The organism is Bacillus sp. FAU18 (assembly GCF_056033885.1).
On the sequence record NZ_JBVYHZ010000004.1, the window covers coordinates 67,634 to 80,242 of the forward strand.

Genomic DNA, 12,609 nt, shown 5'->3' on the forward strand with positions numbered 1-12,609 from the left:
TGCTAAAAGTATCGAGGATATGGGGGCTGAATAGATGAATTCATATTATGATCAAAAAGGTTCTTCGTCTGTTCCGGAACAGCATGATGTGACAATGAAAGGCCGGAAGCATTTAGATATTTCTGGGGTTAAGCATGTGGAGAGTTTTGATAACGAAGAATTCCTGCTGGAAACGGTGATGGGAATGCTCTCCGTCAGAGGCCAAAACCTGCAGATGAAAAATCTTGATGTGGAAAAAGGGATTGTTTCGATTAAAGGCAGGGTATTTGATTTAGTGTACTTAGACGAACAACAAGGGGATAAAGCTAAAGGGTTTTTTAGCAAGTTGTTTAAATGACGCTGACGACACAATTCTATACAATGCTGGCGATGTCCGGTATGGGTCTCTGGCTTGGTGCTTCGCTTGATACATACCGGCTCTTTGTCATTCGTGCCAAAACAGCCAGATGGCTATTATTTATTCATGATATTCTTTTCTGGATTGTGCAAGGGCTGCTTTTCTTTTATGTCTTGCTTCATGTAAATGAGGGAGAATTCAGGATTTACATCTTTTTAGCGGTTCTGCTGGGCGTTGCGACGTATCAGAGCCTTTGCAAACGAATCTATATAAAAATACTGAAATTCATCATTTACCTTGTTGTTTCTGTTTATCAATTCTTCAAAAAACTCATTCAGCACGTGTTATTTCGTCCTATTGTGTGGACATGCGGAGCGATCATCTGGATGGCGGCATTTTTATTCAAGAAAACATACAGCCTGATAGGTTTTCTCCTGCTGTGTCTATATAAAATAGTCATGGTTCTGTGTTTTCCGATCCGTTTTATCGCGAAACAATGTTTGAAACTTCTTCCTGTGAAAATGCGTCTAACTTTTAGACGTTATTTTGAAAAAGGTGCAGGATTTCTCAAAAAGAAGAAGAAACTATTGATAACCATAAGAACGACCATTACACGGTTTTTGAAGAAATGAAAGGAGGACCGTCTGGTTTGAATTTTTCCAGGGAACGAACGATAACTGAAATACAAAACGACTATAAAGAACAAGTAGAACGGCAAAATCAGCTGAAGAAACGAAGACGCAAAGGGCTGTACAGACGGTTAACTGTATTCGGCGCCCTAGTATTCCTGACGGCAATTGTGCTGGCAAGCTCTGTATGGTCCCAAACATCTTCCCTTAGTGCAAAAGAAGAAAAGAAAGAACAGCTTGAAAAAGAACTGAAAAGTTTAAAGACAAAACAAACAGATTTAAAAGAAGAAATATCCAAATTGAAGGATGAGGATTACGTCACAGAGCTTGCCAGAAGGGACTTATTCATGTCTGGAGACGGAGAAATTATCTTCAATGTGGAGAAGAAGAGCAAGTAGCCTTGTTGACACTTAAATTTTTATTTAGGTATAATTAAGCAAACGATCTTTTTATAAGCCTAAGGAGGAGCACTTTTTTTATGTCGATTGAAGTTGGCAGCAAGTTGCAAGGGAAAATTACAGGTATTACAAATTTTGGAGCATTTGTTGAATTGCCTGGAGGCTCAACCGGTCTCGTTCACATTAGTGAGGTAGCTGATAATTATGTCAAAGACATTAACGACCACTTAAAAGTCGGCGACCAAGTTGAAGTGAAAGTCATCAACGTTGAAAAAGACGGGAAAATTGGTTTATCTATTAAAAAAGCTAAAGACCGTCCGCAAGCCAGACCTAGAAATGATTTCCGTCCGAAAGAATCTTTTGAACAGAAAATGAATAAGTTTTTAAAAGACAGCGAAGATCGCTTGTCATCTTTAAAACGCAATACGGAATCAAAACGTGGAGGGCGCGGAGCAAGAAGAGGATAACTTGCTGCTTTCTATAAAATAAATGAAGCATCCGTTCATCCCGACGGATGCTTTTTTATTATCCTCACCCTCTTTAAGAGTCAGAAAATTACAACATTAAAGTTTCTGTTGACGAAAGAGACAAACCTTTGTATTATATAACTTGTGCTTAGAAGCACAAAACAATATGGCGGTGTAGCTCAGCTGGCTAGAGCGTACGGTTCATACCCGTGAGGTCGGGGGTTCGATCCCCTCCGCCGCTACCATATTTGTTTGGCCCGTTGGTCAAGCGGTTAAGACACCGCCCTTTCACGGCGGTAACACGGGTTCGAATCCCGTACGGGTCATCCTAAAAAATCGGTTTCTCTTGCAGAAGCCGATTTTTTTCATTTTTAGACAACATTCCGGAAATTCTTTTCATAAACGAATATCAAGGCAGAAACCGTCGAAGATTTCTTTGGTATTGTTACCTTCTTTTGACAAAATCCTATCTGTGCTTTCGCTATAATGACAGGCAACGAATATAACAGGTGGGAGATGAGAGGAATGGAAAAAGCAGAAAGAAGAGTGAACGGGCCAATGGCGGGACAAGCTTTGGAAAAACTCCAATCGTTTTTTAACAGGGGCACGAAGCTGGTGACTCATCATTTGCATTCACTGTTTTTCTATAAAGGATTCATTTATGTTGTCATCGGATTTTTGCTTGGACGTGCTTTCATATTATCCGAAGTGCTTCCTTTCGCACTTCCTTTCTTTGGAGCGATGCTTCTCATCAGAAGAGACAAAGCGTTTTATGCGGTTTTGGCTGTGCTTGCAGGTGCGCTGACCATATCTCCAAAGCACTCATTGCTCATACTGGCGGCATTGCTGGCATTCTTTGTATTTTCTAAAGTGGCTGCCTTCATTACCGACGATCGTGTAAAAGCACTCCCGATTGTCGTGTTCTTCTCCATGGCTGCAGCAAGAGCCGGGTTTGTTTATGCCCAAAATGGCGTATTTACAACCTATGATTATGTAATGGCTATCGTTGAGGCTGGACTTTCGTTTATCTTAACACTGATTTTTCTTCAGAGCCTTCCGATTTTTACTGTGAAAAAAGTGAAACAATCATTAAAAATAGAGGAAATTATCTGCTTTATGATTCTTATTGCTTCTGTTTTAACGGGGCTGGCCGGCTTGTCCTACCAAGGAATGCAGGCAGAACATATATTGGCTCGTTATGTTGTATTGAGTTTTTCCTTTATTGGCGGAGCAAGCATTGGCTGTACGGTTGGTGTTGTGACCGGCCTGATTCTTGGCTTGGCGAATATCGGAAACCTCTATCAGATGAGTCTGCTTGCTTTTTCCGGTTTATTAGGCGGTTTGCTGAAGGAAGGAAAAAAAGCGGGTGCAGCAATCGGTCTGATCGTTGGATCACTTCTTATATCTTTATATGGTGAAGGCTCTGCCGGTCTGATGACAACGCTCTATGAGTCATTAATCGCAGTCGGCCTGTTTTTGCTCACACCTCAATCTATTACAAGGAAAGTTGCGAGATATATTCCGGGAACTGTCGAGCATCTTCAAGAGCAACAGCAATACGCTAGAAAAATCCGAGATGTCACTGCTCAGAAGGTAGACCAGTTCTCCAATGTATTTCACGCGCTGTCTGAAAGCTTTGCAACCTTTTACCAAGCATCAGACGAACAGACAGATGACAGCGAAGTTGATCTGTTCTTAAGCAAAATCACGGAGCATTCCTGTCAGACGTGCTACAAGAAAAACAGGTGCTGGGTACAGAACTTTGATAAAACATATGACTTAATGAAACAAGTTATGCTTGAAACAGAGGAAAAAGAATATGCATCAAACCGAAGGCTGAAAAAAGAGTTTCAACAGCATTGTTCTAAATCAAAGCAGGTTGAAGAGCTGATTGAGGATGAGCTCGCACATCATCATGCCCATTTGACACTCAAGAAAAAAGTCCAAGACAGCAGGCGTCTTGTTGCTGAACAGCTTTTAGGCGTTTCTGAAGTCATGGCCGACTTTTCTCGGGAAATAAAAAGAGAGCGAGAACAGCACTTTCTGCAGGAAGAGCAAATCATAGAGGCACTCCAACATTTCGGAATTGAGATTCAGCATGTCGAGATCTATAGCCTTGAACAAGGAAATATCGATATTGAAATGACCATTCCGTTCAGCGGACATGGAGAAAGTGAAAAAATCATTGCCCCTATGCTGTCTGACATTCTGGAAGAACAAATTCTTGTGAAAGCCGAACAGCACTCTCCGCATCCGAATGGATACAGCCATGTCGCCTTTGGTTCAACAAAATCATACAGGGTGTCCACGGGAGCTGCTCACGCTGCGAAGGGCGGCGGCCTTGTCTCCGGCGACAGCTACAGCATGATGGAGCTTGGAGCCAGAAAATATGCTGCAGCAATCAGTGACGGAATGGGCAATGGCGCAAGAGCGCATTTTGAAAGCAATGAAACGATCAAGCTTCTTGAAAAAATCCTTGAATCGGGAATTGATGAAAAAATAGCAATTAAAACGATCAACAGCATACTGTCTCTAAGGACAACTGATGAAATATATTCCACGCTTGACCTGTCTATTATCGATCTTCAAGATGCTAGCTGTAAATTTTTGAAGGTTGGATCGACGCCTAGCTTTATCAAACGGGGTGACCAGGTCATGAAAGTTCAAGCGAGCAATCTGCCAATCGGTATTATTAATGAATTCGATGTGGAGGTTGTGAGTGAACAGCTGAAAGCGGGTGACCTCTTAATTATGATGAGTGATGGCATTTTTGAGGGGCCTAAGCATGTGGAAAATCACGACTTATGGATGAAGCGTAAAATGAAAGGGTTGAAAACAAATGACCCGCAGGAGATTGCCGATTTGCTTATGGAAGAAGTCATCCGCACAAGATCCGGTCAAATTGAGGACGATATGACTGTTGTTGTCGTCCGGATTGATCACAATACACCGAAGTGGGCATCCATTCCTGTTCCGGCAATCTTTCAAAACAAACAAGAAATTTCATAACGCTTCCGTATAAATCAAATTTCTTCTGGCGAAGATGGGAATATATGAATCTGAGAATCCTCGTATTCTCCAGGAGGAATGAATGTGAACAACGGACATTTAAATCAAATTTTGCTGATAACGGATGGCTGCTCAAACCATGGGGAAGACCCGCTTGCGATGGCTGCTTTTGCTAAAGAGCAGGGGATTACGGTAAATGTCATTGGTATAATGGAAGAAAATCAAATTGACCCTGAGGCAATGAAGGAAGTCGAAGGGATTGCGCTTGCCGGAGGAGGCGTGCACCAAGTCGTTTATGCATCTCAGCTTTCACAAACTGTTCAAATGGTAACAAAAAAAGCGATGACGCAAACCTTACAAGGTGTAGTCAATCAAGAACTGAAACAGATTCTCGGAAAGAATGTGGAAATGGAAGAGCTTTCTCCGGAAAAACGCGGCGAAGTCATGGAAGTGGTCGACGAGCTTGGAGAAACGGTGCATCTTCAGGTTTTGGTTCTTGTTGATACAAGTGCAAGTATGGCGCCAAAGCTTCCAACAGTAAAAGAGGCGCTGATTGATTTGTCTGTAAGCCTCAATTCCCGAATCGGGAATAACGAATTTGCGATGTGTATATTTCCCGGGAAAAAACAAGAGGTCGAGCTTGTGCTGAACTGGACACCGAAGCTGCAATCTCTTTCCACACTCTTTGCAAAGCTTTCGACAGGCGGCATCACGCCGACAGGTCCGGCAATTCGTGAAGCGACACTGCAGTTTGAAAAAATACGCTCAAGAAGGGGCATGCTGGCAGATGATGAACGACGCTTTGACGAGTTTGGCATGTAGCCTCAAGCCGGGTACGACAATCAAAGGCAAGTGGAATGGAAACACTTATACATTGCGTAAACAGCTTGGTAAAGGGGCCAATGGAATTGTGTATTTGGCAGAAGCATCAGATGGACATGTTGCCTTAAAGGTGAGTGATGACAGCCTGTCTATTACTTCTGAAGTGAATGTCTTGAAATCTTTCTCAAAGGCCCAGTCCGTTACGATGGGGCCTTCTTTTTTTGATACGGATGATGCCTATATTCCCAGTGCCAATACGAAAGTTTCATTTTATGCAATGGAATACATAAAAGGGCCGCTGCTTTTGAAGTATGTCAGTGATAAAGGAGCAGAGTGGATACCGGTATTAATGATTCAGCTGTTATCTAGCTTATCGGTGCTTCACCAGCAAGGATGGATATTCGGCGATCTTAAACCTGATAATCTGATCGTAACTGGTCCGCCCGCAAGGATCCGCTGCATTGATGTGGGCGGCACGACAAAGGAAGGCCGGGCGATAAAAGAGTATACGGAGTTTTATGACAGAGGCTATTGGGGGTATGGAACAAGAAAGGCAGAGCCATCCTATGATCTGTTCGCAGTTGCCATGATTATGATCAACAGTGTGCATAAAAAAGAATTTAAGAAAACGAACCAGCCCAAAGAACAGCTTAGGTCTCTCATCGAAGGAAACCCGCTGCTTCAAAAGTATAAAAAAGTGCTTTTTTCAGCCTTGAACGGAGATTATCAATCCGCAGATGAAATGAAGAAGGATATGCTAGACGCGGGGCAAAAAGCAGCACAAAGAAAACAGCCTATAAAAGCATCACCGCAACCTGCCACACGACAAAGACAGCAAAAACCGCGCCAAGGAAAAATAACGAAGACGCGATATACCCCAAAACAGAAACCGGCTAAGTCGGGGGGGTTATTTGAAACAACGCTTATCGTGATCAGTGTTTTAGCGCTTTATTTCGCCTATATTGTCTTTTTCTTAATCTGAATGGTGCAAACTGCAGAGCCTATGCTTCTTCTTTGCTTGGAGGGGTTGAAAGTGTTAGGATATGAATATCTTTAAAATACCTGCTCATTGTGAGGAGGACATTGTGAAAAGTGTCAAAGATTTTTTAAACAAACACAATCTTACGTTAAAAGGGGCGACAATCATTGTAGGCGTTTCCGGCGGTCCGGACTCAATGGCTCTTCTTCACGCGTTGCATACATTATGCGGCCGTTCAGCGAATGTTATTGCAGCTCACGTTGATCATCGGTTCAGAGGTGCGGAATCCGAGGAGGACATGCGTTTTGTCCAAGCTTATTGTAAAGCTGAACAGCTCGTGTGCGAAACGGCTCAAATCAATGTAACCGCATATGCACAGGAAAAAGGACTCAATAAGCAGGCTGCAGCACGCGATTGCCGCTACCGGTTTTTTGAGGAAATCATGTCGAAGCACCAAGCGGACTATCTGGCGCTTGCGCATCATGGTGATGACCAGGTTGAAACAATGCTTATGAAACTGGCTAAGGGTACGCTTGGAACGGGACTTGCGGGAATGCAGCCGGTTAGACGTTTTGGGACGGGGCGGATCATCAGGCCGTTCTTAACCATTACAAAAGAAGAGATCCTTCACTATTGCCGTGAAAATGGCTTGAGCTACCGGACGGATGAAAGCAACGCCAAAGATGACTACACAAGAAACAGATTCAGAAAAACAGTGCTCCCGTTTTTGAAGCAGGAATCTCCTGATGTGCATAAAAGGTTTCAGAAAGTGAGTGAAGCACTGACGGAAGATGAGCAATTCTTACAGTCATTAACGAAAGATGAAATGAATAAAGTAATCACAAGCCAGTCTAATACATCAGTTGAAATCAATTCCTCTCAATTGCTTGCCCTCCCGATGCCTTTACAAAGAAGAGGAGTTCAACTAATATTAAACTATCTTTATGAAAACGTTCCATCATCCTTTTCAGCCCATCACATTCAGCAGTTTCTCGAGTGGGCGGAAAATGGCAGTCCTTCAGGAGTATTGGACTTTCCGAAAGGGCTGAAGGTGGTCAAATCATATCAGACATGTTTGTTTACATTTGAACAATGGCAGTGCAAAAATGTTCCCTTTGAATACCAAATTAGCGGAGCTGCTGATGAAACGGCAGTGCTCCCCAATGGATATCTGATAGAGGCAAAGCATTATGCGGACTCGCCTGAAGAACATGGGAATGCTGTTTTTATCACAAGTGAAAAAAAGGTGCGGTTTCCCTTAACAATCCGGACGAGAAAAGCTGGAGACCGGATCAAACTAAAAGGGATGAACGGCTCAAAAAAGGTAAAGGATATATTTATTGATAAGAAACTGCCTCTCCAAGAAAGAGACAACTGGCCGATTGTGACGGACGCAAGCGGTGAAATTATCTGGATACCTGGCTTGAAAAAATCAATTTTTGAAGATCTTGTGATTCCAAACAGCGACCGCATTGTATTACAATATAGACAGCATGAAAAGTGTAGGGGGCAAGCAAAATCATGATGAAACATGATATCGAGAAAGTACTGATCTCAGAGGAAGAGATACAAAAGAAAGTAAAAGAGTTAGGTGCAGAATTAACGAGCGAGTATCAAGATACATTTCCGTTGGCAATCGGTGTGTTAAAAGGAGCACTTCCTTTTATGGCGGATCTTATCAAGCATATTGATACATATTTGGAAATGGATTTCATGGATGTATCAAGCTACGGAAATTCTACGGTTTCTTCTGGAGAAGTAAAAATCATTAAAGATTTGGATACATCTGTAGAGGGCCGGGACATCTTAATTATTGAAGATATCATCGACAGTGGGTTAACCTTAAGTTATCTCGTAGAGCTCTTCCGATACCGTAAAGCAAAATCAATTAAGATTGTTACCCTTTTGGATAAACCGAGCGGAAGAAAAGCGGACATCAAAGCAGACTTTGTCGGTTTTGAAGTTCCTGACGCGTTTGTAGTGGGTTACGGACTTGATTATGCTGAGCGCTATCGCAATCTGCCTTATATCGGAGTGTTAAAACCGGCAGTTTATGAAAGCTGATCGGCAGCCTGCTTCCGAGATGGTTATTGTTTGTATTGGAATGATTTTCTATGGTACTATTGAACATAGTTGTGCTTACTGTGGGAGGAGGTAAGGAATGAATCGGGTCTTCCGTAATACCATTTTTTATTTACTTATTTTATTAGTAGTAATCGGGGTTGTGAGCTACTTCCAGACCTCAAATCCGAAAACAGAAAATATGTCGTACAGTACGTTCATCAAAAACCTGGATGACGGGAAAGTTGATAGCGTATCGGTTCAGCCTGTCAGAGGTGTTTATGAGGTAAAAGGGCAGCTGAAAAACTACGACAAAGATCAATACTTTTTGACTCATGTTCCTGAAGGAAAGGGAGCAGACCAGATATTTAACGCTTTGAAAAAGACAGACGTAAAGGTTGAGCCCGCTCAAGAAACAAGCGGATGGGTGACGTTCCTGACGACCATCATCCCATTTGTCATTATCTTTATTCTGTTTTTCTTCCTGCTCAATCAGGCTCAAGGCGGCGGCAGCCGTGTCATGAACTTTGGCAAGAGTAAAGCGAAGCTGTATACAGAGGAAAAGAAACGCGTCAAATTTAAAGACGTTGCAGGGGCTGACGAAGAAAAGCAAGAACTTGTTGAAGTTGTTGAGTTTCTGAAAGATCCCCGCAAGTTTGCCGAGCTTGGCGCCAGAATACCGAAAGGCGTGCTTTTAGTCGGACCTCCGGGTACCGGTAAAACATTGCTTGCCAAGGCTTGTGCAGGTGAAGCCGGCGTACCTTTCTTCAGCATCAGCGGATCTGATTTCGTTGAAATGTTTGTAGGGGTCGGTGCTTCCCGTGTGCGTGACTTGTTTGAAAATGCGAAAAAGAATGCGCCTTGTTTGATTTTCATTGATGAAATTGACGCAGTCGGACGCCAGCGTGGCGCTGGTCTCGGCGGTGGACACGATGAACGTGAACAGACGCTAAACCAATTGCTTGTTGAAATGGACGGATTCAGCGCTAATGAAGGAATTATCATCATTGCTGCGACGAACCGTGCGGACATCTTGGACCCAGCCTTACTTCGTCCGGGACGTTTTGACCGTCAAATCACAGTGGACCGCCCAGATGTCATTGGCCGTGAAGCTGTATTGAAAGTCCATGCGAGAAACAAACCGCTGGATGAAACGGTTAACCTAAAATCAATTGCCATGAGAACACCAGGCTTCTCGGGCGCTGACTTAGAAAACCTCTTGAATGAAGCTGCGCTTGTAGCGGCTCGTCAAAACAAGAAAAAAATCGATGCGCGTGATATTGACGAAGCGACGGACCGTGTAATTGCCGGACCTGCTAAGAAGAGCCGCGTTATCTCCAAGAAAGAACGCAATATCGTGGCTTATCACGAAGGCGGACACACCGTTATCGGTCTCGTTTTAGATGAGGCAGATATGGTTCATAAAGTAACGATTGTTCCTCGGGGCCAGGCTGGCGGTTATGCTGTTATGCTGCCAAGAGAAGACCGTTATTTCCAAACAAAGCCGGAGCTGCTTGATAAAATTGTCGGTCTCTTGGGCGGACGTGTTGCTGAAGAGATTATCTTCGGTGAAGTCAGCACAGGGGCGCACAATGACTTCCAGCGTGCGACGAACATTGCAAGACGAATGGTTACGGAATTCGGTATGTCAGAAAAACTGGGACCGTTGCAATTTGGACAGTCTCAGGGTGGCCAGGTATTCTTAGGCCGTGATTTCAACAACGAACAGAATTACAGTGATCAAATCGCTTACGAAATTGATCAGGAAATTCAGCGCATCATCAAAGAATGTTATGAGCGTGCGAAACAAATCCTGACTGAAAATCGTGACAAGCTTGAATTGATTGCGCAAACGCTTCTGAAAGTTGAAACGCTTGACGCTGAACAGATCAAACACCTTATCGATCATGGAACATTACCTGAGCGTAATTTCTCAGATGATGAAAAGAACGATGATGTGAAAGTAAACATTCTGACAAAAACAGAAGAAAAGAAAGACGATACGAAAGAGTAATTCGCTTTCTTTCTAAAAAAACTGCCGGCTGACGCTGGCAGTTTTTTTATGTAAATGATGGGCTCAGCAGCGGCTTTTACAATCATCCAATTCTGGTATCGATTTGTTTACAAATGAGCCGCTGATCGTGTATGGTATTGTAGAATGTTTGTAAAAAGTAAAGTAGAGAAACTATTCAAAAGTGGTGATAGAGGTTGTTACTGGTTATCGATGTGGGGAACACCAATACTGTACTTGGTGTATATCATGATGGAAAATTAGAATATCACTGGCGTATAGAAACAAGCAGGCATAAAACAGAAGATGAGTTTGGGATGATTTTGCGCTCCTTATTTGATCACTCCGGGCTTATGTTTGAACAGATAGATGGCATTATTATTTCGTCAGTAGTGCCGCCAATCATGTTTGCGTTAGAAAGAATGTGCACAAAATACTTTCATATCGAGCCGCAAATTGTTGGTCCAGGTATGAAAACCGGTTTAAATATAAAATATGACAATCCGAAAGAAGTAGGGGCAGACAGAATCGTAAATGCTGTCGCTGCGATACACTTATACGGCAATCCATTAATTGTTGTCGATTTCGGAACCGCCACAACGTACTGCTATATTGATGAAAACAAACAATACATGGGCGGGGCGATTGCCCCTGGGATTACAATTTCGACAGAGGCGCTTTACTCGCGTGCAGCAAAGCTTCCGCGTATCGAAATCACCCGGCCCGACAATATTATCGGAAAAAACACTGTTAGCGCGATGCAATCTGGGATTTTATTTGGCTATGTCGGCCAAGTGGAAGGAATCGTTAAGCGAATGAAATGGCAGGCAAAACAGGAACCAAAGGTCATTGCGACAGGAGGCCTGGCGCCGCTCATTGCGAACGAATCAGATTGTATAGACATCGTTGATCCATTCTTAACCCTAAAAGGGCTGGAATTGATTTATGAAAGAAACCGCGTAGGAAGTGTATAGGAGGTTTAGTAATGGATTATTTAGTAAAAGCACTTGCGTATGACGGAAAAGTTCGGGCTTATGCTGCGAGAACGACTGATATGGTAAATGAGGGACAGAGACGCCATGGTACGTGGCCGACAGCATCCGCTGCATTGGGCCGCACAATGACAGCTTCACTTATGCTCGGCGCTATGCTGAAGGGCGATGATAAGCTGACCGTGAAAATCGAGGGCGGAGGTCCGATCGGAGCTATTGTAGCTGATGCCAATGCCAAAGGAGAAGTCAGAGCCTATGTCTCTAACCCGCAAGTTCATTTTGATTTAAATGAACAAGGCAAGCTTGATGTCAGACGTGCGGTTGGAACAAACGGAACGTTAAGTGTCGTAAAAGATTTAGGTTTGCGCGAGTTCTTCACAGGACAAGTAGAAATTGTTTCAGGAGAATTAGGAGATGATTTCACTTACTATCTTGTATCATCTGAGCAGGTTCCTTCATCAGTGGGCGTAGGTGTGCTCGTAAATCCTGACAATACCATTCTTGCGGCAGGGGGCTTTATTATTCAGCTGATGCCGGGAACAGATGATGAAACAATCACAAAAATTGAACAGCGTCTATCTCAAGTAGAGCCGATTTCTAAGCTCATCCAAAAAGGGCTGACACCAGAAGAAATTTTAGAAGAAGTCCTAGGCGAGAAACCTGAGATTTTGGAAACGATGCCTGTCAGATTCCATTGCCCTTGTTCAAAAGAACGGTTCGAAACAGCCATTTTAGGACTAGGCAAAAAAGAAATTCAAGATATGATAGAAGAAGATGGACAAGCCGAAGCAGTATGCCATTTTTGTAATGAAAAGTACTTATTTACAAAAGAAGAGCTGGAAGGGCTTCGTGACCAAACTACCCGCTAAGCTCTTTAGCGGGTTTTTAATTTGAGAAAAGGGGC

Annotated in this window: 12 protein-coding genes and 2 tRNA genes; all 14 read left to right on the forward strand. The window is 43.1% G+C overall.

Annotated elements, in window-relative coordinates; all coding sequences use genetic code 11:
* Positions 1–34 precede the first annotated feature (34 nt).
* On the forward strand, positions 35–337 hold the full coding sequence (gene yabP, locus AC0OMU_RS11360; protein ID WP_003226714.1) for a sporulation protein YabP: 303 nt from the start codon (positions 35–37) through the stop codon (positions 335–337).
* On the forward strand, positions 334–969 hold the full coding sequence (gene yabQ / locus AC0OMU_RS11365) for a spore cortex biosynthesis protein YabQ (RefSeq protein ID WP_100506888.1): 636 nt from the start codon (positions 334–336) through the stop codon (positions 967–969). Before yabP ends, yabQ begins: the two co-directional genes overlap by 4 nt.
* Before the next feature lie 17 nt (positions 970–986).
* Positions 987–1,364, forward strand: coding sequence for a cell division protein DivIC (gene divIC / locus AC0OMU_RS11370; RefSeq protein WP_003243211.1), 378 nt, complete (start codon positions 987–989; stop codon positions 1,362–1,364).
* Positions 1,365–1,444: 80 nt separating this feature from the next.
* Positions 1,445–1,831, forward strand: coding sequence for a S1 domain-containing RNA-binding protein (locus AC0OMU_RS11375; protein WP_003218379.1), 387 nt, complete (start codon positions 1,445–1,447; stop codon positions 1,829–1,831).
* A gap of 168 nt (positions 1,832–1,999) precedes the next feature.
* A tRNA-Met gene (locus AC0OMU_RS11380) sits at positions 2,000–2,076 on the forward strand.
* Positions 2,077–2,085: 9 nt separating this feature from the next.
* A tRNA-Glu gene (locus tag AC0OMU_RS11385) sits at positions 2,086–2,157 on the forward strand.
* Between the two features lie 199 nt (positions 2,158–2,356).
* Entirely contained in the window at positions 2,357–4,840 is a 2,484-nt protein-coding gene (spoIIE, locus tag AC0OMU_RS11390) for a stage II sporulation protein E (protein ID WP_047181970.1), read from the forward strand.
* An 84-nt stretch (positions 4,841–4,924) separates the two neighbouring features.
* Positions 4,925–5,662, forward strand: a complete 738-nt coding sequence (locus AC0OMU_RS11395) for a vWA domain-containing protein (protein WP_003243782.1) — start codon at positions 4,925–4,927, stop codon at positions 5,660–5,662.
* Positions 5,628–6,644: a serine/threonine protein kinase PrkT gene (gene prkT, locus AC0OMU_RS11400; RefSeq protein ID WP_015482695.1), complete on the forward strand. Its 1,017-nt coding sequence runs from the start codon at positions 5,628–5,630 to the stop codon at positions 6,642–6,644. The genes AC0OMU_RS11395 and prkT overlap by 35 nt, the downstream gene beginning before the upstream one ends.
* A 103-nt stretch (positions 6,645–6,747) precedes the next feature.
* On the forward strand, positions 6,748–8,166 hold the full coding sequence (gene tilS / locus AC0OMU_RS11405; RefSeq protein WP_322840204.1) for a tRNA lysidine(34) synthetase TilS: 1,419 nt from the start codon (positions 6,748–6,750) through the stop codon (positions 8,164–8,166).
* Positions 8,163–8,705 (forward strand): hypoxanthine phosphoribosyltransferase, encoded by a 543-nt coding sequence (gene hpt / locus AC0OMU_RS11410; protein WP_003226700.1) that lies wholly within the window; start codon positions 8,163–8,165, stop codon positions 8,703–8,705. The genes tilS and hpt overlap by 4 nt, the downstream gene beginning before the upstream one ends.
* Positions 8,706–8,802: 97 nt before the next feature.
* On the forward strand, positions 8,803–10,716 hold the full coding sequence (gene ftsH, locus AC0OMU_RS11415; RefSeq protein ID WP_003243881.1) for an ATP-dependent zinc metalloprotease FtsH: 1,914 nt from the start codon (positions 8,803–8,805) through the stop codon (positions 10,714–10,716).
* A 194-nt stretch (positions 10,717–10,910) separates the two neighbouring features.
* Positions 10,911–11,687: a type III pantothenate kinase gene (locus AC0OMU_RS11420; RefSeq protein ID WP_010886388.1), complete on the forward strand. Its 777-nt coding sequence runs from the start codon at positions 10,911–10,913 to the stop codon at positions 11,685–11,687.
* 11 nt (positions 11,688–11,698) lie between these two features.
* On the forward strand, positions 11,699–12,574 hold the full coding sequence (hslO, locus tag AC0OMU_RS11425) for a redox-regulated molecular chaperone HslO (protein WP_003226695.1): 876 nt from the start codon (positions 11,699–11,701) through the stop codon (positions 12,572–12,574).
* The last annotated feature ends 35 nt before the right edge of the window (positions 12,575–12,609 follow it).

What these genes read in the sequence shown, in the direction of transcription:
- yabP (WP_003226714.1), top strand. Translation starts at nt 35, where the DNA reads ATGAATTCATATTATGATCAAAAAGGTTCTTCGTCTGTTCCGGAACAG.
- yabQ (WP_100506888.1), top strand. Translation starts at nt 334, where the DNA reads ATGACGCTGACGACACAATTCTATACAATGCTGGCGATGTCCGGTATG.
- AC0OMU_RS11375 (WP_003218379.1), top strand. Translation starts at nt 1,445, where the DNA reads ATGTCGATTGAAGTTGGCAGCAAGTTGCAAGGGAAAATTACAGGTATT.
- spoIIE (WP_047181970.1), top strand. Translation starts at nt 2,357, where the DNA reads ATGGAAAAAGCAGAAAGAAGAGTGAACGGGCCAATGGCGGGACAAGCT.
- prkT (WP_015482695.1), top strand. Translation starts at nt 5,628, where the DNA reads ATGATGAACGACGCTTTGACGAGTTTGGCATGTAGCCTCAAGCCGGGT.
- hpt (WP_003226700.1), top strand. Translation starts at nt 8,163, where the DNA reads ATGATGAAACATGATATCGAGAAAGTACTGATCTCAGAGGAAGAGATA.
- ftsH (WP_003243881.1), top strand. Translation starts at nt 8,803, where the DNA reads ATGAATCGGGTCTTCCGTAATACCATTTTTTATTTACTTATTTTATTA.
- hslO (WP_003226695.1), top strand. Translation starts at nt 11,699, where the DNA reads ATGGATTATTTAGTAAAAGCACTTGCGTATGACGGAAAAGTTCGGGCT.